Genomic DNA, 25,175 nt, shown 5'->3' on the forward strand with positions numbered 1-25,175 from the left:
CTCATGCCGGCACGGCGGTCAGGCGGCGAAGTCCAGCACGATGCGGCCTTCGATCGCACCGGCCCGCATGCGTTCGAACACGTCGTTGATGTTCTCCAGCCGGTCGGTCGCCACGGTGGCGGCCACCTTGCCCATCGCCGCGAAGTCGAGCGATTCCTGCAGGTCCAGCCGCGTGCCGACGATGGAACCGCGCACGGTGATCCCGTTGAGCACCATGCCGAAGATGTCGAGCGGGAACTGCCCCGGCGGCAGGCCATTGAGCGAGACGGTGCCGCCACGGCGGACCATGCCGATGGCCTGCTCGAACGCCTTCGGCGACACCGCGGTCACCAGGGCACCGTGCGCGCCGCCGATCTCCTTCTTCAGGTAGGCGACCGGGTCGGTGGTCTTCGCGTTGACGGTGACCGCCGCGCCGAGGCGACGGGCGAGATCGAGCTTGCTGTCGTCCACGTCCACCGCCGCCACGTTCAGGCCCATCGCCTTCGCGTACTGCACGGCCATGTGGCCCAGGCCGCCGATGCCGGAGATCACCACCCAGTCACCGGGTTGGGTGTCGGTGACCTTCAGACCCTTGTAGACGGTGACGCCGGCGCAGAGGATCGGCGCGATCTCGACGAAACCGACGCTCTGCGGCAGGTGGCCGACGTAGCCGGCGTTGGCGAGCGCATATTCGGCGAAGCCGCCATTGATGGAGTAGCCGGTGTTCTGCTGGCTTTCGCATAGCGTTTCCCAGCCGCCAAGGCAGTGCTCGCAATAGCCGCAGGCCGAGTACAGCCACGGGATGCCGACGCGGTCGCCTTCCTTCACGTGGGTGACGCCGGCACCGACCGCGACGACGTGACCGACGCCTTCGTGACCGGGGATGAAGGGCGGATTGGGCTTGACCGGCCAGTCGCCTTCGGCGGCATGCAGGTCGGTGTGGCAGACGCCACAGGCTTCGATCTTGACCAGGATGTCGCCAGCCGCGGGGCGCGGCACCGGCACTTCCTCGATCACCAGCGGTTGGCCGAACGCCCGCACGACGGCGGCTTTCATGGTGCTGTCCATTCCGTGCTCCTGTGATTGCCTTGCGTCGTTCCACGCTACGTCGATCGCGCGGCACGCACCTTGATTCCGATCAATCCGTGGCATCGCCCGCGCTGGGCATCCGTGGTCGCGCGCGGTATCGTCCGCCCGGCACGGACCCGCGTGCGTCGCGAACGGCAGGCAGGACACCATGGCATCGCGCTCGCAGCCGACCGACGTTGCCGCGTTCCTCGCCGATCTTGCGCATCCGCAGGATGCCGCCATCCGCCGTCTGCGCGAGGTGATCCTGGCGGCCGACGCGCGCATCGGCGAAGGCATCAAGTGGAACGCGCCGAGCTTCCATGTGGAAGGTCGCCACTTCGCGACGATGCAGCTGCGGCGCGCGGACCGCCTGCTGCTGGTGCTGCATCTGGGGGCGGGCAAGAAGGCGATGCCGGACGGTGCGATTGCCGATCCGGATGGCCTGCTGACGTGGCTGGGACCGGACCGCGCGACCTGCTCGTTCTCCGGCGTGCAGGACGTGGATGCGCACGCTGCCGCGCTACAGTCGTTGCTGCGGCAATGGATGGCGCACGCCTGATCGCGGGCGAGGTGCGTGGGTTAATGTCGTCGGCATGCAACGGATGTCCGCCATCACGACGTCCATCAGGCGCCTTACGGTCTTGCGCCTGTGCGCCATGCAAGAGGTCGTCGAAATTCAATCGCTGTACGGTTCGTAGATATCGAACGCTTCGATTCTGCCGGCCTTGTCTACCGCACGCTGCACGTCTTTACGTTGCGCCAGCGCATGCCAGCCGTCGATGACGACCTGCTCGGCGGGCAGTGGTGCGCGCCTGCGATAGGTTTGCAGCGACGCCAGTGCGGCACTCCAATGCTCTCCGTCGCGAAGCGCATTGCGCAAAACTCTGGCTGCCTCTTCCTGACGCCCGGCGCGTAGCAGGGCATTGATCCAGCTGACGGTAGAGTCATTGCGATATCGACGGATGTCCGCGAATGCCTTACGTGCAGCGGCGCGGTCGCCCTCCTGCACGGCGATGCAATGCCGGACCGCAGCAGCATGCCTTTTGCCATCGGGGGTCGGTCTCGCCGGCAGTACCAGGGCGTCGGCGGCCTCACGGGTTCTGCCCAGATTGCAGAGCAGGCGGGCTAGATTGATCGACTGGCCTTGCTCTTCCATCTTCGCGGCTTGCCTGAGCTGGGTGATGGCTTCATCCCAGCGGCCCAGCCGGGCCAATGCGCTGGCTCGATTGTCGAGGATCCACACGGTGTATTGCATGTCCACAAACACCGCTGCGCCGGATGACGCGGCATGCATCTCCGCCTGTGTCTGGTCCGACAGCGCGATGACGTCTTCGTGACGACCCACGGACATCAGTGCGTAGCCCAACTCCATGCGGGCCTCTAGGAGGTCTGGCCGGCGCTCGACCAGATCTTCCAGCCGCGCCACGCGCTGGTGCGCAACGTAGGCGACGTCCATTCCGGGTGCTTGGCGATCGATCCACGCGTCGAAGCGGCGATCTGTAAGGAAGCTCACCAACGCTTCTGGGGCGTCGCTCCGGCGGATCGCTTCAGCGATGCCCTGAGTATCGCCCGCTGCCAGTCGTAGCGATGCCAGTTGGTACCAGAGTTCACCGACACCCAGACCGCGATTGGTCCAGCCGCTTGCGAACAACGCCTCGAGCAGACGTCGCTCGACCCCGTGCGCTTGCGGCGCTTTATGCGCGATCCCGAAGATCGCAGCTGGGTCCAGGTCGTCCAGTCGTTGGGGCCAGCGCTCTGCCAACTGTGTCAGGGAATGCGCCGCTGCATCTGCGTGCCCGAGTTCGGCTTCGACCTGGGCGAGGAGATAGTAATCATCAAGATTGTCCGAACCCGCCTCCAGCGCCTGTCGGAGCAGTGTCCTTGCGTGCTCCATGTTGCCGGTGGCGATGGCCATCCACCCGGCACGCGACCACGTGGCGCGCTGTTCATCCGCGCTCAGCACGGCGAATTCCGGTCGCGCCATCACCGTGGCGAGTGCGCGGTCCGCGTCGGCGGCATCGCCGTTGTCGCCCAGCGCCATGGCATCGCGCCATTGACGGGCATACGCGGGCGCGACGCCCTGCTTGCGCTTCTCGTGCAGCGACGGACCCGTCTTGCCCAGGCTGATCGCGGCAGGCGGCTGCTGGTGGTGCGCATCGTGCCCGTCGACCGGCGCGGCGGATTGCGCACACAGCCCCTGCGACGCGGCCAGCAGGCAGGCCGTCCACATCCATGCCTTCATCGTGTCCTCGCGATTGTCCCCGCTGCATTAGACCGCAAGCGGCCGGCGCGAGGAATCCACCCGCGGCCCCGCCCTGCAGGCATGGCCACCGGGGCATGGCGGAAGCGTGACCGGCGACGCATCCGCCACGACCATCGGCCGGGGCATCGCGGCGCGACGTCGCCGACAATGGCGCCACATCCGCTGCAGGGAGTGACCATGAAGCGTGTCGTCGCGTTGGCCATGCTGGCCGCCGTCCTGTTGCCCGCGCATGTGGGTGCGCAGGAGAGATGCCCGGACCGGTCGGGCTATGCGCCGGCGCGCGAGATCGTCGCCGACCTGGGGCGCATCGTCGCGCCGGAGGGCGTGCAGGAGGAGTACGCCGTTGAGATCGGCGGCATCCGCCAATGGGTGAACGTGCGCGGGCAGGACCGCGACAACCCGATGGTGCTGTTCGTGCACGGCGGGCCCGCATCGCCGGTCATCCCCACGCTGTGGCAGTTCCAGCGCCCGCTGGAGGAGTACTTCACCGTGGTGAACTACGACCAGCGCGGCGCGGGCAAGACGCTGGTGCTGAATCCGCAGGACGCCGTGGCCGACACCCTGCACGTGCAGCGCTACGTGGACGACGCCATCGCATTGGCCGAACACCTGCGCACCCGCTACCACAAGCGCAAGCTGGTGCTGATGGCGCACAGCTGGGGCACGGTGGTGGCGATGCACGCGGCGCTGCAGCGACCCGATCTGTTCCACGCCTACGTCGGCATCGGCCAGGTGATCAACGTGCGCACCAACGAACAGGTGAGCTTCGACTACGGCCTGCGCACCGCGCGGGCGAAGGGCAACGCCGAGGCCATCCGCGAAATGGAATCCATCGCGCCGTATCCCGGCGACACGCCGATCACCCGCGAGCGCATCATCATCGCGCGCAAGTGGCCGCAGTTCTACGGCGGACTCACCGCGTACCGCGAAGACTCGAAGTACTTCTACCAGGGGCCGCGGCTGTCGCCCGACTACGACGATGCCGCGCGCTGCGCGATCAACGCGGGCAGCGTGTTCTCGCTCGGCCGGTTGCTGGACGAATTCCTGCAGGTCGATTTCACCGGCGTGGAGCGCTTTCCGATTCCGGTGGTGATGTTCATGGGCCGGCACGACTACACCACGCCGTCCGAACCCACGGCAGCCTGGCTGGCGCGCGTGCAGGCCCCGTACAAGCGGGGCGTCTGGTTCGAACACTCGGCCCACATGATGCCGTGGGAAGAGCCGGGCAAGACCCTGGTCAGCCTGTTGGAGCACGTGCGACCGCGCGCGATCGACGACGCACCGGCGAAGTAGAGCGCCTCAGCGCACCACGGCGAGGCGGCGCGGCGGCGGTTCCTCGCGCTGGAACAGCACGCGCTCGGGGCGGTGCAGCGCGTAGCCCTGGCCGTAGTCCACGCCCAGCGAACGCAGCGCGTCGCAGATCTTCGGGCTGGCCACCCACTCGGCCACGACCTTCAGGCCGCGCTGGTGGCCGATCTGCGCGATGGCGCTGACGATGGTGCGGCTCATGGGGTCGGTCTCGAGATCGCGGATGAAGCTGCCGTCGATCTTGATCAGGTCCGCCGGCAGGTTCTTCAGGTAACCGAAGGACGACATGCCGGCGCCGAAATCGTCCAGCGCGATGCGGCAGCCGACGCGGCGCAGGCGCTCGATCACGCCCACCACCTTCAGCAGGTTGCGCACGGCGACGGTCTCGGTGATCTCGAAGCACAGCGCGTGCGGCGGGACCGCGTATTCGGTGATGCGGGCGAGGATGAAGTCGGCCAGGCCCTCGTCCTCGATGCTGGCGCCGGACAGGTTGATCGCGCAGGTGCCCAGGCGCATGCCCGCGTGGTGCAGCTCGCCGAAGTGGGCGAGTGCGTTGCGGATCACCCAGCGGTCGATCGCCGGCATCAGGCCGTAGCGCTCGGCGGCGGGCAGGAAGGCGCCCGGCAGCACGATGCCGCCGTCCTCGTCGCGCAGCCGCAGCAGCAGTTCGAGGCTGGTGGCGGTGTCGCGACCGTCGAGCGGCACGATCTCCTGGTAGTCCAGCAGCAGGCGGTCCTGTTCCATCGCCCAGCGCAGGCGGTTGGCCCATTCCATTTCGCCGTGCCGACGCGTGGTCTCGTTGTCCTCGCGGTACATGTGCACGCGGTTGCGGCCGTTCTCCTTGGCCAGGTAGCAGGCGGTGTCCGCCCAGGCCAGCAAGTCCTTCAGCGTCGGCTCCTGCTGGTCGACCACCACTACACCGATGCTCGCGCTGACGGTATAGGTGCGGTCCTGCCAGACGAACATCAGCGCTTCGATGCGCTCGCGCAGGCGTTCGGCGAGCGCACGCGCGCCTTCGGCATCCACATGGAAGGCCATCAGGCCGAACTCGTCGCCACCCAGCCGCGCGAGCACGTCGCCGCCACGCAGTTGCTGGCGCATCGCCAGCGCGAGCTGCGCGAGCAACTGGTCGCCGGCCATGTGGCCGGACACGTCGTTGATCAGCTTGAACTGGTCCAGGTCGATGTACAGCAGCGCGCAGGGGTCGCATACCGCGCGCCCTCTGCGTTCGTCGAGGGCCTCCTCGACGCGGCGCTCGAACTCGCGCCGGTTGCACAACTCGGTCAGTGCGTCGTGGGTGGCCTGGTAACTCAGCCGCTCGGTCAGTTCGCGCTGTTCGGAGATGTCGGTCGCCACCATCAGCAGGTGCGGTGCGCCGTCCACATCGACCTGTGCGACGGAGGCGCTCGCCCAGAATGCGCCGCCGCCGGGACTCAGCAGCACCGCCTCCAGGTTGCCCCAGTCGTTGCCGACGGCGACGGCATCGCGGGCGCGCGCCTGCAGTTGCGGATCGGAGAACAGGGTCGCCAGTGGCAGACCGGTGGGATCGCCGAGGCGCAGGCGCGCCGCCTGGTTGGCGTAGGCGATCCTGCCTTCGCGGGCGTCCGCCAGCAGCACCAGTGCGGGCAGCAGTTCGTTGAGTGCGCGGAAGCGCAGTTCGCTTTCGCGGTAGCGCCGGCTCATCTGTTCGCCCAGCGCGACCGCGCGTCTCCGCGTGGTGGCCAACGACCAGGCCAGCGCGGCCAGCAGCAGGCTGATCACGCCCCCGCCGGCCAGGATGGCCTGGAGGCGACCCACATCCAGCGGCTGCGGACGCGGTTGCATCTCGATGCGCCATTGCCGGCCGCCGAAATCGAGCCGCCGCTGCTGCACCGGCAGACCGGTGGCGATGGCCGTGGCGGAGTCGTAGAACGGGTGCGCGCCGGCGGTCGCGTCGTACAGGCGCACCCGGAAGCCGTCCAGCACCGCGCCGGCCATCGCGGTTTCCACCAGCGGCTGCAGGCGGATGCCGATGGCCAGTGCACCGATTTCGCGTGCGCGGCGCTGGTTCGGTGTCGCGGGCGTGGGACCGACGGAATAGACAGGCAGGCGCAGCGTCACGCCAAGCGGATTCTGGCCGGCGGGCGTGCTCTGGCGCAGGGCGAACGGCGCCGAGATCACTACCGTGTCGGTATCGCGGGCGCGCAGCAGCGCGGCCAGGTTGGCCTTCTGGCCCACCATGTCGAAGCCGATCAACGATGCGTTCGCCTGGTAGGGGGCGACGAATTCGTAGCGGTACGACACGTGATCCGCCAGCGGCTCGTCGACGGGCGAACGCCGTGCGAACGCCACCGAGGTGTACGCGCCGGTGGCGAGCGGACTGCGCAGGCTGGCGTGGTACTGGCTGAAGCGCGCCTGGTCCATCTGGTCGTTGGCCAGGTACACCGTCTGCATGGCGCGCAGCATCGAGGCGGCCTGTTCCAGCGGCACGCGCAACTGGCTGGCGCCGGCATCGGCCAAGGCGTGGCGCGCATCGTCCGCGCGCTGCTGCAGGTCGCGCCATTCGCGATGGGCCACGATCGCAGTGCAGGCGAGACCCAGCAACAGCACGGCCGTCGCCCACGCCAGCGGCGGCAGGCCGGCGCGGCGGGAGGGTGGGGCCGATGACGCCGGGGCGTCGCCGGGAGGGGCGGGGGTGGAATCCACCTGGGCCTTGATCCTGCGTGAGGGGAGGGCGATCCGACGGAAGCCGACCCCAAGGGGATGCAGGCTTCGTGCCAGACCGGCCGCGTGCCGGAACACCGGATCTGCGGCCTCGCCGCGGCGCCCGAGGGTCCCGGACACCGGTCGGAGCGACCGTATGGGTCACTATCGGCCCCGGGGTGGCGTTCTTGACGCGGGTGGCCTACGCCAGCGGCTGGATGGGCGAGGGCGTCCTGGCGCGACGGAGGTCGGTGGGGCGAGGCTTCCGGCGGGCATGTTCCAGGGCGTCCAGTGCGTCCGACAGCAACGCCAGGTCCTGCAGGACACCCAACTGGTCCACCAGCCTGGAGACCTGTCGCAGATGGAGGGTGGCTTGACCACCCAGGTGCGGGCGCACGTGCAGCTTGCGCAGCGCGGTCAGCTGCATGCGCAGCCGGCGCGATCGGCGCCGCCACGCGTGCAGGTCATCGACGCTGCCCGACGCCAGCGCGGTCGCCTGGGCGCGCATTTGCCGCTGCATCGACCGCGCAAGCGCCTGTCGCAGGTCGCGGCCGTGGAGCCGGTGCCAGGGCAGCCGCTGCAACTGTTCGGCTTGCCGGTGCGCCTGTGCCTGCCGACGCACGAAGCCGGGATCCTCGCCGAGTACGTCGGCGAGCCGCTGCCGATGGCGTTCGGCCAGCAGTGGCAGCAACGCGTGCCAGGTGGCGTGCTCGTCGGCATCCGTGGTGTCGGCGGCCAGCTGCCGGGCCGTGTCGTACACCACCTGCCCATCGCGGAGCGCGGACAGGTCGCGGGCCAGCACGCGCAGTTCATGGTCGATCGCGTCGACCGCGTCCTTGCCCAGCGTGCGCCGGCCCAGCGCCAGCAGGGAACGCAGGCGGCGGACACTTTTGCGCGCCTCGTGGACACCCGCCGGGTCGGCAGGCGCGATCGCCAGCGCCGCCGCCAGCGACCGCGCGTCGCCAGCCGCGAGCGCGGCGGCGCGTTGGCCGGTAGGGGAAGCGTCGGTGCGTGGGCGCATGGGGGCCACCTCGACGGGAGGTCGACAGTCTAGATCCTGCCCGCCGCGCCGTCGGCCTGCCGTGCCGCCTGAATGCGCGCCGCTCATCGGCCGCGACCGGGACTTGGCGACGCGTTCTGGAAAAGGTATAAATTGTTTATACGATTTAAGGGCGTGCCGTGGCCAAGTCCCGCAAGACGCGCGAAACCGGTGGCGCCGACGTGGCGGCAGGCGCTGCGCCGGCGAAGCTGGTCCGCGACAGCTTCACCATGCCGGCCGACGATTTCGCCCTGGTCGATGTGCTGAAGCGCCGCGCACTGCAGGTGCAGCGCCCGGCGAAGAAAAGCGAGCTGCTGCGCGCCGGCCTGCAGGCGCTGTCCGTGCTGTCGCCGCAGGCGCTGGCGAAGGCGCTGGATGCGCTGGCGCCGGTGAAGGCCGGACGGCCCAAGAAGAAGTAGCAAGCGCCGCGCCCCGCGGCGAACCCGAGTCGTCGCGTGCATGCGCCCCGGCGCGTGCGGTTTCCCTGTCCCGGATGTGTTGTCGATGAACGTCGCCGCTTTCCTCCGTCGCCACCGCGTGGTGGTCCTGCTGTCCCTGTCGCTGCTGGCGCCCATGCTGGTGGCGTCGTCGCACGTGCCCGTGCGCAGCGATGCCGGCATCGACCTGCGTGCCGGCTACCGTGTGCAGGACCTGGACTGGGTCGATCCCGCGCGGGGTCGCGCGGTGCCGGTGAAGCTGTTCTGGCCGGACGCGGCGCGCACCGGCAAGGTGCCGCTGGTGGTGTTCTCGCACGGCATCGGCAGCGCGCGGGACGGTTACACCTACCTGGGCCGCTACTGGGCGAAGCACGGCATCGCCAGCATCCACGTGCAGCACGTCGGCAGCGACCGTGCGCTGTGGCAGGGCAATCCGTTCGGGCTGGTGTCGCGCTTCCAGCAGGCTGCCAGCGATACCGAGGCCGTCGCGCGCGTGCGCGACCAGCGGTTCGCCCTCGACCAGGTGCTGGCCGGCGAGTGGGGCGCGCACGTCGATCGCGCACGCATCGTCGCCGCGGGTCACTCGTACGGCGCCAACACCACGTTGATGGCGGCGGGCGCGCGGGTGGTGCGCGACGGGAAGACGATCGACCTGCACGATCCGCGCTTCAGCGCGGCCATCGTCATCTCCGCGCCGCCGTTCTATGGCGACGACGACTTCCGCCCGATCCTGGCCGGCATCAACATTCCCACGCTGCACGTCACCACCGCCGACGACATCATTCGCATCCCGGGCTTCGGTTCCGGCGTGGAAGACCGCCTGAAGGTGTTCGACGCCATCGGTGGCGCGCACAAGGTGCTGGCGGTGTACCGCCATGGCACCCACAACGTGTTCACCGACCATCGCTACTTCGATTCGCGCGAGGTCAGCGAGCAGGTCAAGCAGGCGACGGAATCGCTGTCGCTGGCCTTCATCGACACCACGTTCGGTGGGCCGGCGGGCGAGCTGGCGCAGTGGCAGTCGGGCCACCGCGCCCTGTTGACGCGCTACGACGCGCGCTGATCAGGTGGTGGACCAGACCGCCAGTTCGTAGCCGTCGGGATCGGCGAACTGGAAGCGGCGCCCGCCGGGAAACGCGAAGGTCGGCTTTGTGATGCGTGCACCCGCCTTCTCCACCTGCGCCAGGCTGTCCTCCAGCGCGGTGGAATACAGCACCACCAACGCGCCACCGGGCGTGGGCGTGCCATGCGCGAAGCCGCCGGTCAGGCGGCCGTCGCGGAATTCGCAGTAGTCCGGGCCGTAGTCCTGGAACGTCCAGCCGAACGCGTCGCCGTAGAACGTCTTCGACGCGGCGATGGAAGCGACGGTGAATTCGAGATAGTCGATGCGGTGATGGTGTTCGGCGGCGCTCATGGCAGGTATCCGTGGAAGAGGCCGCCAGTCTGCGGCAGTGCGCGCGCTGCTGTCTTGGCGAAATCCGACAGTCAGCCTGCGACCTGGAGGACCAGTTGTGTCGGGGTCAGTCCGGTCAGGCGTCGCGCCTCTCCTGCCAGCTGCGCGGCGTCGTAGTAGCCCGCGTCCAGTGCGGCTTCCAGCAGGGTGGGTGTGCTCCGCTGCGCGTGCAGGAAGCGCTGCAGGCGCAGGATGCGCGCCAGCGTTTTCGGTCCGTAGCCGAACGCGTCGTCACAGCGTCGCAGCAGCGTGCGCTCGGTCAATCCGAGTTCGCCGGCAAGTTGCGCGATCGATAACGGGCGCGCATCCGACAGGTGTGCGTGCACGGCCCGCATGGCGTCGTCGTGCGTCGGCGCTTCGGCAAAGATCCGCCCGGCCAGCCACGCCATCGCTTGGGGTCCGTGCTCGTCCATCCGGTCGGCAAGCGCGGTGAGCCGCGGAATGCCGAGATCACGCAGCTCGATACGGTGGTTGGCCAGCACGTGCAGCGGCGTACCCAGCCAGCGCGCGGCCACCGTGGGCGCGAAGCGCAGGCCCTGCAATCGACTGTCTGGCGCGAGCCGCGCGTACTGGGCCTGCGTATCGGGTCCGGCGACGCTAAGCCGGTCACCGTCCCAGAGCAGATCGACGCAGGCGTCCGGCAACACGAGGGCAGGTGTCGCCTGACTGCCCTGCACATACTCCCAGTGGCAGAGCAGCGACTGACCCGATGCGAAGTCGTGTTGTCGGTAACGGCCGCTCATCGGCGTATCGCGTCAGCGCTCGGAATGCCCGCTCTCATCGTACTCGCGGCGTTCGAACAGATGCGGCTGGATCAGTTCGATGAAGGCGCGCGCCTGCGGCGACAGGAACTTGCCCTTGCGCACCACCACGCCATAGCTGCGTGAGGGAAACCACTGCGCCAGCGAGCGTGCGACCAGGCGGTCGCGGTCGCTGTCGCTCAGGCAGATCGAGGCGATGATCGAGATGCCCATGCCCATGCTGACGTACTGCTTGATGACCTCCCAGCCGCCGACTTCCAGTGCGACCGTGTACGGCACGCGCGCCTGCTGGAATACCAGGTCCACCAGCCGGTAGGTGATCAGCCGCTTCGGCGGCAGGATCAGGCCGTACGGCGACAGGTCCTCCAGGCGCAGGTCGCGCTTCTTCGCCAGCGGATGGTCGGGTGGCGTGATCAGCATCGGCTCGAAGCGGTAGACCGGCGCGTAGCTGAGGTCGGCCGGCACGTCGAGCACCGAGCCCACCGCCAGGTCCACCGCATCCGAGCGCAGCAGGTCGGTGCCGTCGGCGGTGGCGGCGTTGTGCAGGGTCAGCTTCACGTCCGGGTGCTGCTGGCGGAAGTGTTCCACGATCTTCGGCAGCAGGTAGAGGATGGTGGAGCTGTTGGCGGCCACGTTCAGCTCGCCGGCTTCCAGTCCGCTGACCTTTTCGCGGAAGGTCGCGTCCAGCCCGTCCAGGCCCGCCACCAGTGGCTGAGCCAGTTCGTACAGCACCTGGCCCTCGCGGCTGGGCGTCAACCGGCGGCCGCTGCGCTCGAAGAGGGTCACCCCCAGGTCCCGTTCCAGGGCCTGCAATTGCAGGGTGATGGCCGGCTGGCTGACGAAAAGCGCCTCCGCCGCACGCGAAACCGACCCCAGCCGGACCGTCTGGCAGAAGGCCCGCAAGGGCTTCATCCGGTCGGATTTGTAGGGAAATCGCGGGGTTGGGGCCTCTTTAGAGCTCACGTTCTAGCCAAATATTAGCTCAGCTTATTTAGTGCATTGACAAAACTGTTTTGTCAAATAATTCGGATCGGGAGCACTGTGCGCCTCCAGCACGACGCCAGGAGAGCCCCATGTCCGCCCCCGCTTTCGCCCTGCCGACCCGCGATCCCCGCGCCGACCGTCCCACCCCCGGCATCGCCCTGACGGCCAGTCTGGCCGGCCAGGACACCCTGCTGCCTCCTGGCGTGCTGGCGCTGCTGGTCTCGCTGCATCGCGCGATCGAACCCGAGCGCCAGGCCCGGCTGCGGGCCCGCCGCGAGCGCCAGGCCTTCTTCGACGCCGGCGGCCTGCCGGACTTCCGTGACGACACCCGCGCGATCCGCGAGGGCGACTGGACCGTGGCGCCGGTGCCGAACGCGCTGCAGGACCGCCGCGTCGAGATCACCGGGCCGGTCGACCCGAAGATGGTCATCAACGCGCTGAACTCGGGCGCCAGGGTGTTCATGGCCGACTTCGAGGATTCGACCTCGCCGACCTGGCAGAACCTGCTGACCGGCCAGCGCGCGCTGACCGACGCCGTGCGCGGCGACCTGCAGTTCACGGCCCCCGCGCTCGATGGAAGCGCCGGCAAGCACTACGCGCTGAAGCCGCAGGACGAGCAGGCGGTGCTGCTGGTGCGCCCGCGCGGCTGGCATCTGGACGAGAAGCACGTGCTGATCGACGGCGCACCGATCGCCGGCGGCCTGTTCGACGTCGCCGTGTTCGCCTGGCACAACGCCCGCGCGCTGCAGGCGAAGGATCGTGGCCCGTACTTCTACCTGCCCAAGCTGCAGAGCATGGAAGAGGCCGCGCTGTGGGAGACCGCGCTGTCGCACATCGAAGCCGCGCTGGGCCTGCCGCACGGCCAGATGAAGGTCACCGTGCTGATCGAGACGCTGCCGGCGGTGTTCGAGATGCACGAGATCCTGCATGCGCTGCGCGACCGCATCGTCGGTCTGAACTGCGGCCGCTGGGACTACATTTTTTCCTACCTGAAAACCTTCCGCCGCCACGCCGACAAGGTGCTGCCCGAGCGCGGCCAGGTGACGATGACGCAGCCGTTCCTGAAGGCCTACTCGGAACTGCTGATCCAGACCTGCCATCGCCGCGGCGCACATGCGATGGGCGGCATGGCCGCGCAGATCCCGATCAACAACGACGAAGGCGCCAACGAACAGGCGCTGGCCCGCGTGCGCGCCGACAAGCTGCGCGAAGTCAGCGCCGGCCACGACGGCACCTGGGTCGCGCACCCGGCGCTGATCCCGGTGGCGAAGGCGATCTTCGACGAGCACATGCCGCAGACCAACCAGCGCGGCGTGCTGCGCGAGGACGTGGCGGTGACCCGCGACGACCTGATCCGCCCGTCCACCGGCACCATCACGCGCGCCGGCTTCGAAGGCAACGTGGAGGTGTGCGTGCGCTACCTGGCCGCATGGCTGGACGGCAACGGCTGCGTGCCGATCCACTGGCTGATGGAAGACGCCGCCACCGCCGAGATCTCACGCACGCAGATCTGGCAATGGCTGCACACGCCGGACGTGCACCTGTGCGACGGCACCCAGATCGACTACGCGCTGCTGCAGCGCACGCTGGCCGCATTGCCCGCGAAGCTGGGCGACCACAGCCGGCTGCCCGGCGGCGAGCGCATCTCCGAGGCCATCGCCCTGCTCGACCACCTGAGCCGCGCCGACGACCTGGCCGACTTCCTGACCCTGCCCGCGTACGACTGCATCGACTGATCCGCCCCCACCCACGACGTCCGCACGACGAAAGAGAGCCCGCCATGAGCACCAAGCAACAGCAGATCGACGCCATCCAGCAAGACTGGGACCGCAATCCGCGCTGGACCGGCGTGAAGCGCGACTATGCCGCCGCCGACGTCGTCCGCCTGCGCGGTACCGTGCAGCCCGAGTACACGCTGGCCCGCCGCGGCGCCGAGCGCCTGTGGGATCTCGTCAACGGCAGCGCGAAGAAGGGTTACGTCAACGCCTTCGGTGCGATCAGCGCGGGTCAGGCGATGCAGCAGGCCAAGGCCGGCCTGGAAGCCGTCTACCTGTCCGGCTGGCAGGTCGCCGCCGACGGCAACACCTCCGAGACCATGTATCCCGACCAGTCGCTGTACGCCTACGACTCGGTGCCGACCATGGTCCGCCGCATCAACAACACCTTCCAGCGCGCCGACGAAATCCAGTGGAAGAACATCTGCGACGGCAAGGCCGACGAGAAGGATGCGATCGACTTCTTCCTGCCGATCGTCGCCGACGGCGAGGCCGGCTTCGGTGGCGTGCTGAACGCCTACGAGCTGATGAAGAACATGATCGTCGCCGGTGCCGCGGGCGTGCACTTCGAGGACCAACTGGCCGCGGTGAAGAAGTGCGGCCACATGGGGGGCAAGGTGCTGGTGCCGACGCAGGAAGCCGTGCAGAAGCTGCAGGCCGCGCGCCTGGCGGCCGACGTGCTGGGCGTGTCGACCATCGTGCTGGCCCGCACCGATGCGGAAGCCGCCAACCTGCTGACCTCCGACTTCGACGCCAACGACCAGCCGTTCGTTACAGGCCAGCGCACCGCAGAAGGCTTCTACCGCGTGAAGAACGGCCTGGAGCAGGCGATCAGCCGCGGCGTCGCCTATGCGCCGTACGCCGACCTGGTGTGGTGCGAAACCGGCACGCCGGACATCGGCTTCGCCCGCGAGTTCGCCCAGGCCGTGCACGCCAAGCACCCGGGCAAGCTGCTCTCCTACAACTGCTCGCCCAGCTTCAACTGGAAGAAGAACCTGGACGACGCGCAGATCGCACGCTTCCAGGATGACCTGTCGGCGCTGGGCTACAAGTTCCAGTTCATCACGCTGGCCGGCATCCACATCAACTGGTTCAACAGCTTCCAGTTCGCCCACGACTACGCGCGTGGCGAAGGCATGAAGCACTACGTCGAACAGGTGCAGGAGAAGGAATTCGCCGCGCGCGAGAAGGGCTACACCTTCGTCTCCCATCAGCAGGAAGTGGGCGCCGGCTACTTCGACGACGTCACCACCGTCATCCAGGGCGGCAGCTCCAGCGTCACCGCGCTGAAGGGATCGACCGAGGAAGAGCAGTTCTACGAGAAGGAAAAGGCCGCCTGACGGACCCTGCCGGGGGCGACGGACCGCCGCCCCCGGCGGACGGGCGGCACTCGACACGCGACCCGGCCGTGGGTAAGTTCCATTACATCCACGACAGGCAGGGAGCGGTTGGCATGCGCGCAGGCGTCATTCTCTTCACGGCATGGATGCTCGGGGCCTCGGCCGCCGCATCCGCCAATGGCAACACCACAGCCGACCTGGGCGAGATCCGCCAGGAGCAGATCTCCTACCGCCAGCAGGCGATGGACAAGGCGGGTCCGTTCAAGGACATCAGCGAGCCCGATCGCCAGGCGCTGATCAAGAAGCAGAACGAACTGATCACCCTGATCGAAGGCAAGAACGCGCTGGGCGACCTGGCGCGCGACGACCAGACCACGGCGATCAACACGCTGGAGTGGATCAAGGCCGCGATCACCCGTGCCGAAGACGAGCGCCTCGTCTGCGAGCGCGTGAAGCTGGTCGGCAGCAACCGTCCGACGCGCATCTGCAAAACCGTCGCCGAGCGGCGGAAAGAGCGCGAAGAAGCCGAGAAGACCATGGAGCAGAAGGTCATGTGCGGCGCGGGCTGCAGGAGCAACTGATCCCCGGCGCGCCGGGCGCGTCGTGGTTCCGCCGTCGGATGTCCACGGAGATCGCCATGCTGGTTCGACTCGTCATCGTTCTCTCGCTGTGCCTGCCGGGCACGCTGTCGGCCACTGCGCGCACGACCGGCGCACTGTCCGAGATCCATGCGCAGCAGGTGCAGTTGCGCCAGGAGGCGCTCGCCGGACAGGGGCGCTTCAAGGATCTTGGTGCGGCGGAGCGCGAGGCGCTGGTCGCCAAGCAGGACCGGTTCCTTGCGCTGACGAAGGGCCGGCAGTCGCTCGATGAGTTGTCGATGGACGACAGGATGTCGGCGATCAACACGCTGGAAGCCATCAACGCCACCATCACCCGCGCCGAAGACGAGCGACTGGTCTGCGAGCGCATCAAGCAGGTGGGCAGCCACCGGCCCACGCGGGTGTGCCGCACCGTCGCCGAGTTGCGCGAGGCTCGGCAGGCCGCGGAGAAGCTGATGGAAGAACGGCCGGCCTGTGGCCAGACCTGCAGGGAGCCGGAGAAGCTCGGTCCCTGACGCGGATCACGCCGTCCCGACCCTCAGGGCACGCCCTGCGGGTCGGGACGCTGTAGCAGTTCTGCCTACTTCTTCACTTCCTGCGTGTGGCGCTTCAGCGCCTCGGACAGGCCGAGGACGCCGTCGGCGCCGGTCGGCACGCTGATGCTGGAGCCCGTCAGGTCGTTGCCGATCTGCTCGGCGCGCCCCCCCAGGCATTGGGCGAGGAAGCCCTCCGTGACCGCGTTGAACGCCTTGTTGTTTTCGGGGCGAGCGAAGCCATGGCCTTCATCGGGGAACAGCACGTACGTCACCGGGATGCGCTTGGCCGTCATCGCCTTGACGATCTGGTCGCTTTCATCCTGCTTCACGCGTGGATCGTTCGCACCCTGGCCGATCAGCAGCGGCTTCTTGATCTGGTCGGCGCGGGTCAGCGGCGAGCGTTCGGTCAGCCACTTCTTGCCGGCCTCGGTGCGCGGGTCGCCCATGCGCCTGGCCAGTTGCTCGAAGAAGCTGGCCCAGTACGGCGGCACCGTGCTGAGCAGGGTGTTGAGATTGGACGGGCCAACGATGTCGACGCCGCAGGCGAACGTGTCCGGCGTGAACGTCAGGCCGGTCAGCGTGGCGTAGCCGCCGTAGCTGCCGCCCATGATCGCGACCTTGTCCTCCGTGGTGATGCCCTGCTTGACCGCCCACTGCACGGCGTCGATCAGGTCGTCATGCATCTTGCCGGCCCACTCGCCGTTGCCGGCATTGGTGAAATCCTTGCCGAAGCCGGTGGAGCCGCGGAAGTTGACCGACAGCACCGCATAGCCGCGATTGGCCAGCCACTGGTTGTAGCCGCCGTAGCCGTAGGAATCGCGCGCCCATGGACCTCCATGCACCAGCAGCACCAGCGGCACCGGCGCGTCGGCCTTGCCGTCGTTGTCGGCGTCGGCACTGCGCGGCAGGGTCAGGTAGCTGACCAGCGTCTTGTCGTCGCGCGAAGTGATTTCCACCGGCCACTGCGGCACCAACGGCTTGCCTTCGAGTTTCGGACGCGCCGAGAACAGCTTGGTCAGCGTGCCGGCGGGACGGTCGTAACGGTAGTACACCAGCGGCGCTTCGGCGGCCGAGTACGCGACGATCCAGGTCTTGTCGTCCTGCGTGCGCGTGTTGACCGACACGTCGCCTGGGCCGATCGCCTCGAGCTTCTCCAGATCGGCCCGGATCGATGGATCGACCACCTTCCATTCGTCGCGCAGGTAGTCCACCGAAACCGCCTGCACCTTGCCGGTGGCCGGATCGGACAGCGTGCCCCCGACATCGGCCCGGGCATCCTCCAGCACCAGCGTGCGCTTGCCGCTGGCGACATCCACCGCGAACAGGGCGGCAGTGTTGCGGCCGCGCGAATCGGTGAAGTAGAGCGTCTTGCCGTCGAGCGTCAATCCGCCGGGACTGGTGGTCAGTCCATCCTCGAACGGAATGTCCTCGACCTTCTCCCAGCCGCCGGACCCGCTGCGCTTCAGCACGTCGGCGCCGCCATCCGGGCGCGAGCGCGTGGCGTAACGCAACTGGTAGTCGGCATCGGCGATGTAGCCGCCGATCTGGGATTCGTTCTTTTCGAGCAGCGTGCGCTGCCCGCTGGCCAGGTCGACCTTGTAGACGTCGTGCCACTTGGTGTCGCGGTCGTTCATGCCGACCAGGATCGTGCCGGGATGTTTCGGGCTGACGCCGGCCACCTGGGCCGTGGTCTTCGGGAACGGCGTCAGGTCCTTCGCCTGACCGGTCTTCAGGTCCACCGCGTACAGGTGGAAATCCTCGTCGCCGCCGCTGTCGCGCAGGTACAGCAGGGTGTCGGGGTTGTACGACCAGAAATAACTGCGGATGCCACGTGCCTTGTCCTGCGTGACGGCCTTCGCCTGTACGGGGTTGTCGGCGGGAGCGACCCAGACGTTGAGCACGCCATCGACGGCGGCGACCCAGCTCAGGTACTTGCCATCCGGGCTGATCTGCACGTTGGCCCGCTCGGGATTGCCGAACAGGGCTTCGCGGGGAATCAGTTCGGTACCGGCGATGCGGTCGGCGGCGGACGGCGCGGCCTGCGCAGCGAGCGCGACGGCGACGGTCGAGGCTAGCAACGTGAGGCGGAATGCGGTGTGGCGCATGGGCGGACTCCTGGGTGGCGAGAGGGTGGCAGCAGGCAGGACGCCTGCCGGCGCGATGTGTGACCCGAGTAGACCACAGCCCGCCTTCGCCTGCGGTGGCCAGAGGTCACGCCGCGCTGCCGCGATCCAGTCCGCGATATCCCAGTGCTTCGGTCAGATGGGGCGTGGCAATGGTGTCGCTGTCCGCCAGGTCGGCGATCGTCCGCGCGACCCGAAGGATGCGATGCAGGCTGCGCGCGGACAGTTGCAGGCGTTCGACCGCGCGTTCGAGCAGCGCCTGGTCGCGCGCCGCCAGCCGGCAGTGCGCCATCGTCTCGGCCTGGCCCATGCGTGCGTTGGGTCGGCCGGTGCGCGCATGCTGCCGTGCACGTGCGGCGAGCACGCGCGCCCGTATGGACAGGGTGCTTTCGCCGTCCGGTGCGTCGGGGCGCAGTTCGTGCGGCGGCAGGCGCGGTACGTGTACGTGCAGGTCGATGCGGTCCAGCAGTGGCCCCGACAGCCGGCTCCGGTAGCGCCGCACCCCATCGGCGCCGCAACGGCAGCGCCCGCTGGAGTCGCCAGCCCAGCCGCACGGACACGGGTTCATCGCGGCGACGAGCTGGAAGCGTGCGGGGAACTCCGCCGTCCTCGCGGCGCGCGACACGGTCACGGTGCCCGATTCCAGGGGCTCGCGCAGCACTTCCAGGGCGGCCCGCGACCATTCGGGCAGTTCGTCCATGAAGAGCACGCCATTGTGGGCAAGCGAGATTTCGCCGGGCCGTGGCTGCGCGCCGCCGCCGACCAGTGCCACCGCGCTCGCCGTGTGGTGCGGCGCGCGATACGGACGCTGGCGCCAGCGCGCCGGATCGAGGCCGCGCCCGCTGACCGAGGCGATGGCGGCGCTCTCCATCGCTTCGGTATCGGTGGCATCGGGCAGCAGGCCCGGCAGCCGCGAGGCCAGCAGTGTTTTGCCGCAGCCGGGCGATCCCACCAGCAGGAGGTGATGGCCGCCGGCCGCGGCCACTTCCAGCGCACGGCGGGCATGGGCCTGCCCGCGCACGTCGGCCATGTCGGGGATCGAGGACGGTAGCGGCGGCGGTGCGACCGCGGGTGGCAGGTGTTTCCGCCCTTCCAGCAGCGCGCAGACCTCCAGCAGCGTGCGTCCGGTGAAGGCCTGCCCCTGGCGGGCCAGCGCGGCTTCCGGGCCGCTGGGCTCGGGCACCACCAGGGTACGGCCGGCCGCCGCCACGGCCAGCGCCGCCGGCAGCACGCCATCCACGGCACGCAGTTCGCCGGTCAGGCTGAGCTCGCCAAGGAACTCGTACTCGGCCAGCGCTTCGCGACGGATCTGTCCGCTGGCGGCGAGGATGCCCAGCGCGATGGGCAGATCGAAGCGGCCGCCATCCTTGGGCAGGTCCGCAGGCGCGAGGTTGACGGTGATGCGGCGGGTCGGGAATTCGAACTGCGCGCACAGGATGGCGGCACGCACGCGGTCCCGCGCCTCGCGCACGGCCGCTTCCGGCAGGCCGACGATCTGGGTGGATGGCAAGCCGCCGGACAGATGCACTTCCACGCGGACCGGGGGCGCGGACACGCCCGCCCGTGCCCGGCTGTTCACCAGGGCCAGACTCATGGCGGCGGGGTCAGGACTGGGCGGACTTGTCGGCCAGCTGGGTTTCCAGCGTGGCGACCGTGCGCTCAAGGGCTTCGAGTTTCTCGCGCGTGCGCAGCAGCACGGCCTGCTGCACGTCGAATTCCTCGCGGGTCACCAGGTCCAGCTTCGCCAGACCTGCCTGCAGTGCGGACTTGAAGGTCTGCTGCAGTTCCTCCTGCGAGTCGCGCAGGCCGGGCGGCACCAGCTGGCTGAGGCGGCGGGCGAGGTCGTCGATGTGGTTGAGGTCGATCATGTGTGTTCTCCGGCAGTGCACCGAGCTTGCGGGGCGGGCGGGCATGCGCGCCATCGGCGTTCGCTGCGTAGCGCTGTCGGAAATATCCGGGCGGCGAGGCGATCATTGAACCGCGAGACGGGCCGCGGCCGCAACCGCGCGCGGCTTCGGCACGCTATCCTGCGGGCAGCATCCATGGGAGGACCCTGCATGAAAATGGTCATGGCCATCATCAAGCCGTTCAAGCTGGACGACGTGCGTGAGGCGTTGTCGGAGGCCGGCATTGCCGGCATCACCGTCACCGAGGTGAAGGGCTTCGGCCGGCAGAAGGGGCACACCGAGCTGTATCGCGGCGCGGAGTACGTGGTGGATTTCCTGCCGAAGGTGAAGCTGGAAGTCGCGGTGACCAACGACCAGGTCGAACAGGTGGTCGAGGCCATCGTGAAGGCCGCCGGCACCGGCAAGATCGGCGACGGCAAGGTGTTCGTCTACGACCTCGAGCGCGTGGTGCGGATCCGCACCGGTGAACTGGACGCCGACGCGCTCTAGACCGTGCACCCAGACTTCAATCTCCCGCTGACGCGTGGCCGGATCAGCGGACGTACGTCGAGCATCACGGCTGCCTTCTTCCAGGCGATCACGCCTGCCGTGCCACCGACGGACGACGAGGTGGACGAAGCGCTCGCGATCCTTGGCATGTCGCCGGGGTTGTGCCGCTGCGCATACTGTGGTGATGCCAAGACCGAATGGGATCATTTCCGGCCGACGGTGCTGAACAGACAGCCGACCGGTTACATCACGGAAATTGCCAATCTCGTTCCTTCCTGCGGCAAGTGCAATCAGTCCAAGGGCAACAAGCACTGGAGGACATGGATGCTCGGCGCCGCCGTACGGTCGCCATCGCGCCGCGGAATAGTGGACCTCGATGTACGGATTTCGAGACTCCAGGCCTTTGAAGGCTGGCGCACACCCACCAAGATCGACTACGCGGACTTGCTTGGGAGGGAACAATGGGCGCTTTACCTGCGCCACTTGGAAACTACGGTGACCCATTTGGCGAACGCGCAAGCTCTCGCTTCCGGATTCCTGTCGCTCGCCAGCCAAGCAGTACGGCGCTAAAGCCGCCCGTGTGATCGACAGAATGAAAAAGCCCCGCAATGCGGGGCTTCTTCAGCTCGGATCACAGCGTGCTTATTCGCCCAGTGCCTTTGCCACGAATGGCGGTGCCACCAGCACGCCCGTATGCAGGTGCGCGGTGTAGTACAGCGTGTCGAACGGCTTGGCCGCGGCGTCTGCCTGGCGGAACGCGAAGTCGGCGCCCGCCGCCTTGCTGGCGATGGTCACGCTCCACCAGCCGGTCGGATAGCACGGCTGCGGGAACGGCAGCGTCTTGAACGACTGGAAGCCGGCCTTGCCCATCTCCGCGCGCATGTCCTTGATCAGGTCCAGCAGCGCCAGCGGCGACTCGGACTGCTGCACCAGCAGGCCGTCCGGCTTCAGCGCGCGGTAGCAGCTCTCGAAGAACGCCTTGTTGAACAGGCCTTCCGCCGGACCGACCGGATCGGTCGAGTCGACGATGACCACGTCCACGCTGCCCGGCTCGCAGTTCGCCATGTAGGCGACGCCGTCGTCGAACAGCAGCTCGGCGCGCGGATCGCCGTTCGACTCGCACAGCTCGGGGAAGTACTTCTCCGCCATGCGGGTGACCTGCTCGTCGATGTCACACTGCGTGGCCTTCTCCAGGCCCGGGTGCTTGAGCACCTCACGCAGCGTGCCGCAGTCGCCACCGCCGATGATCACCACGCGCTTCGGCGCGGCGTGGGTGAACAGCACCGGGTGGCTGATCATCTCGTGGTAGAAGAAGTTGTCGCGCGTGGTCAGCATCATCGCGCCGTCGATCACCATCAGCTTGCCCCAGTCGGTGCTGTCGTAGATCTCGATCTTCTGGAACGGCGACTGCACCTCGTCCAGCTTGCCGGTGGTGCGGAAGCCGATGGCCGAGCCGGTGTGCGAGAAGTGTTCGATGAACCAGGTGTCGTTGGCGGTCATGGGGCGATGTCCTGCGGATGGAGGATGGAGTCTGTTCCCTTCTCCCGTCGGGAGAAGGTGGCGCGTAGCGCCGGATGAGGGTGCGGTGAGTGCAGCGATGTCCGCGTGATCGGGACTTCGCCGAACCCTCACCCCAACCCCTCTCCCGACGGGAGAGGGGCTTGAGCGCGGGGGCGCATTGTAACGGACCCATGTGACCGCAGCCTGTAGAATGCGCCTCCGTTCGCCACCCCACTGGAAAACCGCCATGTCCTGGTCCACCGACCACGCCCGCAAGACCTACTCCGTCCCGCACTGGGCCGAAGGGTATTTCGACGTGGACGCCGCCGGCCGCATCGTGGTGTCGCCCAAGGGCGTACAGGGGCCGGTGATCCCGTTGCCCGAGGTGGTCGACGCCGCGCGCGCGCAGGGCGCGCAGCTGCCGCTGCTGGTGCGTTTCCCCGACATCCTCGGCGACCGCCTGGGCAAGTTGCAGGCGGCGTTCGCGCAGGCACAGGCCGACTGGGAGTACAAGGGCGGCTACACCGCGGTGTATCCGATCAAGGTCAACCAGCATCGCGGCGTCGCCGGCACGCTGGCGTCGCATGCGGGTGAGGGCTTCGGTCTGGAAGCGGGCAGCAAGCCCGAGCTGATGGCCGTGCTGGCGCTGTCGCGCCCGGGCGGGCTGATCGTCTGCAACGGCTACAAGGACCGGGAATACATCCGTTTGGCGCTGATCGGCCGCAAGCTGGGCCTGCAGACCTTCATCGTCATCGAGAAGCCGTCCGAGCTGGCGCTGGTCATCGAGGAGTCGCGCGCGCTGGGCGTCAAGCCCGGTCTCGGCGTGCGCATGCGCCTGGCCACGCTGGGCGCGGGTAAGTGGCAGAACAGCGGTGGCGACAAGGCCAAGTTCGGCCTTTCCCCGCGCCAGGTGCTGGACCTGTGGAAGCAGCTGCGCGACGCCGGGCTGCAGGACACGCTGGGCCTGCTGCACTTCCACATGGGTTCGCAGATCAGCAACGTGCGCGACATCGCCAACGGCATGCGCGAGGCGACGCGCTATTTCGTCGAGTTGTCGAAGCTTGGCGCGACCATCAGCCACGTCGATGTCGGCGGTGGCCTGGGCATCGATTACGAAGGCACGCGGTCGCGCAGCTACTGCTCGATCAACTACGGCATCGGCCAGTACGCTAGCAACATCGTGCAGCCGCTGGCCGAAGCCTGCGAACAGCATGGCTTGAACCCGCCGCGCATCGTTACCGAATGCGGCCGCGCGATGACTGCGCACCACGCCGTGCTGGTGGTCAACGTGTCGGAAGTCGAGCAGGCGCCGGAAGGCCGCGTGCCGCCCGCGCACGACGACGAACCGGCGGTGATCCGCCACCTGCGCGAGATCCACGGCGAACTCGACACGCGGCCGGCCGTCGAGCTCTTCCACGAGGCGCAGCACCACCACAGCGAAGGCCTGTCGCTGTACGCGCTGGGCCAGATCGACCTGGTGCATCGCGCGCGCATCGACGACCTGTTCTACGCCATCGCGCATGCCGTGCGTGGCCGCCTGAGCAGCGAGGAGCGCAGCCATCGCGACCTGCTGGACGAGCTGAACGAGCGCCTGGTTGACAAGTATTTTGTCAATTTCAGCGTGTTCGAATCGATCCCCGACGTGTGGGCGATCGACCAGGTGTTCCCGATCGTGCCGATCGAGCGCCTGGACGAAGCGCCGCAGCGTCGCGGCATCATCGCGGACATGACCTGCGATTCCGATGGCATGGTCAAGACCTACGTCGAGAACGAGGGCCTGGACTCCTCGTTGCCGCTGCATGCGATGAAGCCCGGCGAGAGCTATCGCCTCGGCATCTTCCTGGTCGGTGCGTACCAGGAAATCCTCGGCGACATCCACAACCTGTTCGGTGATACCGACGCGGTGGAAGTCAGTGCCGATGCGGGCACCGGTTATCTGCTCACGCAGCAGCGCCGTGGCGACACCACCGATGTGATGCTCGATTACGTGGGTTACAGGCTGGACGACCTGCGCGCGGTGTACCAGCAGCGCGTGGACGAAGCCGGCCTGTCGGCGGACGAATCGCAGCGCCTGGCCGATGCCCTTGAGGCCGGACTGACCGGCTACACCTACCTGTCGGATGAGCCGCTGGGCTGAATCCTGCACGTCGCCTTGACGGCGTTGGATGCAGTCTCTGTCGGCTTGTCATGGTGTTGGCGCGATGATAGACAGGCAGCGAGCGGCATCGCCTGCGAAATGGCGAGCGCGACTACATGCATGAAGCAACCAGGGAGTCAGGGATGAGCAGAACGATCAGGCGCGTGTCGTGGTGGAGTGTCGTGGCTTGCGTGATGGTGGCATGGCCCGCCGCGGCGCAGCTCAGGACGTCCCCCAAGGTGGATACGCGGCCACAGGTGGAAGAAGTACAGCCGCAGATCGCCTTCGACAAGGCGCAGGCGGTGGCGGCGCTGGACAAGGGCAATGCCAGCATCACGGGCGTCGCATGCTCGTACCACGACGGCTACGTCTATCTGGCCGACAACACACAGGTGATGCTGTTCCCGGCGACGCCCTATCTCGACGAGTGGGTCAGGCTCCGCAAGAAGGATCAGCGGAACCGCGTGGTCACGATGTCGGACGATGCGTACGCCACGCGGGTCGAAACGGAAACCGACGCGAAGGGCAATTTCCGGTTCCAGGAAATGCAGCCGGGGCGCTACTACCTGTTCATGCAGTTCGCCTTCAACCAGGCGATGTCGCGGGATGTCTATGCGGGCACCAGCAATACAGGATACGGCGCGGTGAACCACTACCAGCGCCAGGATTACACCGTGGCGCGCAACGACGAGATGATCAAGGATGTCGAGATCAAGCCGGGCGACACGACCGTGAAGACGGCGCTGACCCGCGGTGGCCGGCTGGCGGCGAAGCTGCTGCCCTGCAAGTAGGACA

Annotated in this window: 23 protein-coding genes; 12 read left to right on the plus strand and 11 right to left on the minus strand. The window is 68.0% G+C overall.

The features are described 5' to 3' along the window. Positions 1-18: 18 nt before the first annotated feature. Entirely contained in the window at positions 19-1,047 is a 1,029-nt protein-coding gene (adhP, locus tag IB230_RS18790) for an alcohol dehydrogenase AdhP (protein WP_192274383.1), read from the minus strand. A 169-nt stretch (positions 1,048-1,216) separates the two neighbouring features. On the opposite strand from adhP, the gene IB230_RS18795 reads away from it, so the two are divergent. Next, entirely contained in the window at positions 1,217-1,606 is a 390-nt protein-coding gene (locus IB230_RS18795; protein WP_192274384.1) for a DUF1801 domain-containing protein, read from the plus strand. A 117-nt stretch (positions 1,607-1,723) separates the two neighbouring features. On the opposite strand, the gene IB230_RS18800 is transcribed toward IB230_RS18795, so the two are convergent. Continuing rightward, positions 1,724-3,289 carry a tetratricopeptide repeat protein gene (locus IB230_RS18800; RefSeq protein WP_192274385.1) on the minus strand — a complete coding sequence of 522 codons (1,566 nt, stop codon included), beginning with the start codon at positions 3,287-3,289 and terminating at the stop codon, positions 1,724-1,726. Positions 3,290-3,487: 198 nt separating this feature from the next. On the opposite strand from IB230_RS18800, the gene IB230_RS18805 reads away from it, so the two are divergent. Beyond that, positions 3,488-4,603 carry an alpha/beta hydrolase gene (locus IB230_RS18805; protein WP_192274386.1) on the plus strand — a complete coding sequence of 372 codons (1,116 nt, stop codon included), beginning with the start codon at positions 3,488-3,490 and terminating at the stop codon, positions 4,601-4,603. 6 nt (positions 4,604-4,609) lie between these two features. On the opposite strand, the gene IB230_RS18810 is transcribed toward IB230_RS18805, so the two are convergent. Further along, positions 4,610-7,303: an EAL domain-containing protein gene (locus tag IB230_RS18810; protein ID WP_192274387.1), complete on the minus strand. Its 2,694-nt coding sequence runs from the start codon at positions 7,301-7,303 to the stop codon at positions 4,610-4,612. 199 nt (positions 7,304-7,502) lie between these two features. Next, entirely contained in the window at positions 7,503-8,321 is an 819-nt protein-coding gene (locus IB230_RS18815; protein WP_192274388.1) for a CHAD domain-containing protein, read from the minus strand. A gap of 158 nt (positions 8,322-8,479) precedes the next feature. Between IB230_RS18815 and IB230_RS18820 the strand changes: the two genes are divergently transcribed. Together IB230_RS18820 and IB230_RS18825 are read left to right on the plus strand one after the other, a co-directional pair. After that, the gene (locus IB230_RS18820; RefSeq protein ID WP_192274389.1) at positions 8,480-8,758 is read left to right on the plus strand and encodes a hypothetical protein; all 279 of its coding nucleotides are present in this window, start codon (positions 8,480-8,482) and stop codon (positions 8,756-8,758) included. A gap of 85 nt (positions 8,759-8,843) precedes the next feature. Continuing rightward, positions 8,844-9,839 (plus strand): hypothetical protein, encoded by a 996-nt coding sequence (locus tag IB230_RS18825; protein ID WP_225589663.1) that lies wholly within the window; start codon positions 8,844-8,846, stop codon positions 9,837-9,839. On the opposite strand, the gene IB230_RS18830 is transcribed toward IB230_RS18825, so the two are convergent. The 3 genes from IB230_RS18830 to IB230_RS18840 all read right to left on the minus strand — a co-directional run bounded on the left by IB230_RS18830 (position 9,840) and on the right by IB230_RS18840 (position 11,902). After that, positions 9,840-10,190, minus strand: a complete 351-nt coding sequence (locus tag IB230_RS18830; RefSeq protein ID WP_192274390.1) for a VOC family protein — start codon at positions 10,188-10,190, stop codon at positions 9,840-9,842. It lies immediately after the preceding gene. A gap of 71 nt (positions 10,191-10,261) precedes the next feature. Continuing rightward, positions 10,262-10,972 (minus strand): AraC family transcriptional regulator, encoded by a 711-nt coding sequence (locus IB230_RS18835; protein ID WP_192274391.1) that lies wholly within the window; start codon positions 10,970-10,972, stop codon positions 10,262-10,264. A 12-nt stretch (positions 10,973-10,984) separates the two neighbouring features. Then, positions 10,985-11,902: a LysR family transcriptional regulator gene (locus IB230_RS18840; protein ID WP_192274392.1), complete on the minus strand. Its 918-nt coding sequence runs from the start codon at positions 11,900-11,902 to the stop codon at positions 10,985-10,987. Positions 11,903-12,063: 161 nt separating this feature from the next. On the opposite strand from IB230_RS18840, the gene aceB reads away from it, so the two are divergent. The 4 genes from aceB (at position 12,064) to IB230_RS18860 (ending at position 16,203) form a co-directional block, all read left to right on the plus strand. Continuing rightward, the gene (gene aceB, locus IB230_RS18845; protein ID WP_192274393.1) at positions 12,064-13,710 is read left to right on the plus strand and encodes a malate synthase A; all 1,647 of its coding nucleotides are present in this window, start codon (positions 12,064-12,066) and stop codon (positions 13,708-13,710) included. Positions 13,711-13,754: 44 nt separating this feature from the next. Further along, positions 13,755-15,089: an isocitrate lyase gene (gene aceA / locus IB230_RS18850; protein ID WP_192274394.1), complete on the plus strand. Its 1,335-nt coding sequence runs from the start codon at positions 13,755-13,757 to the stop codon at positions 15,087-15,089. A gap of 113 nt (positions 15,090-15,202) precedes the next feature. Next, positions 15,203-15,670, plus strand: coding sequence for a hypothetical protein (locus IB230_RS18855; RefSeq protein ID WP_192274395.1), 468 nt, complete (start codon positions 15,203-15,205; stop codon positions 15,668-15,670). Positions 15,671-15,726: 56 nt separating this feature from the next. Then, entirely contained in the window at positions 15,727-16,203 is a 477-nt protein-coding gene (locus IB230_RS18860) for a hypothetical protein (protein ID WP_192274396.1), read from the plus strand. Between the two features lie 65 nt (positions 16,204-16,268). On the opposite strand, the gene IB230_RS18865 is transcribed toward IB230_RS18860, so the two are convergent. From IB230_RS18865 to IB230_RS18875, 3 genes are all read right to left on the minus strand, one after another. Continuing rightward, on the minus strand, positions 16,269-18,329 hold the full coding sequence (locus IB230_RS18865; protein WP_192274397.1) for a S9 family peptidase: 2,061 nt from the start codon (positions 18,327-18,329) through the stop codon (positions 16,269-16,271). A 106-nt stretch (positions 18,330-18,435) separates the two neighbouring features. After that, positions 18,436-19,941, minus strand: coding sequence for a YifB family Mg chelatase-like AAA ATPase (locus tag IB230_RS18870; protein WP_192274398.1), 1,506 nt, complete (start codon positions 19,939-19,941; stop codon positions 18,436-18,438). A gap of 10 nt (positions 19,942-19,951) precedes the next feature. Next, positions 19,952-20,215: an accessory factor UbiK family protein gene (locus IB230_RS18875; protein WP_192274399.1), complete on the minus strand. Its 264-nt coding sequence runs from the start codon at positions 20,213-20,215 to the stop codon at positions 19,952-19,954. A gap of 189 nt (positions 20,216-20,404) precedes the next feature. On the opposite strand from IB230_RS18875, the gene IB230_RS18880 reads away from it, so the two are divergent. Further along, positions 20,405-20,743, plus strand: a complete 339-nt coding sequence (locus IB230_RS18880; RefSeq protein WP_192274400.1) for a P-II family nitrogen regulator — start codon at positions 20,405-20,407, stop codon at positions 20,741-20,743. Positions 20,744-20,746: 3 nt separating this feature from the next. Then, positions 20,747-21,313, plus strand: a complete 567-nt coding sequence (locus tag IB230_RS18885) for an HNH endonuclease (protein WP_343227368.1) — start codon at positions 20,747-20,749, stop codon at positions 21,311-21,313. Positions 21,314-21,385: 72 nt separating this feature from the next. Here IB230_RS18885 and speE read toward each other — a convergent pair whose 3' ends face one another. After that, positions 21,386-22,243, minus strand: a complete 858-nt coding sequence (gene speE / locus IB230_RS18890) for a polyamine aminopropyltransferase (RefSeq protein WP_192274401.1) — start codon at positions 22,241-22,243, stop codon at positions 21,386-21,388. A gap of 247 nt (positions 22,244-22,490) precedes the next feature. On the opposite strand from speE, the gene speA reads away from it, so the two are divergent. Then, positions 22,491-24,380 carry an arginine decarboxylase gene (speA, locus tag IB230_RS18895; protein ID WP_192274402.1) on the plus strand — a complete coding sequence of 630 codons (1,890 nt, stop codon included), beginning with the start codon at positions 22,491-22,493 and terminating at the stop codon, positions 24,378-24,380. A gap of 143 nt (positions 24,381-24,523) precedes the next feature. Continuing rightward, positions 24,524-25,171 (plus strand): carboxypeptidase-like regulatory domain-containing protein, encoded by a 648-nt coding sequence (locus IB230_RS18900; RefSeq protein ID WP_192274403.1) that lies wholly within the window; start codon positions 24,524-24,526, stop codon positions 25,169-25,171. Positions 25,172-25,175 lie beyond the last annotated feature (4 nt).

The organism is Pseudoxanthomonas sp. PXM01 (assembly GCF_014851815.1).
Lineage (GTDB): Bacteria > Pseudomonadota > Gammaproteobacteria > Xanthomonadales > Xanthomonadaceae > Pseudoxanthomonas_A.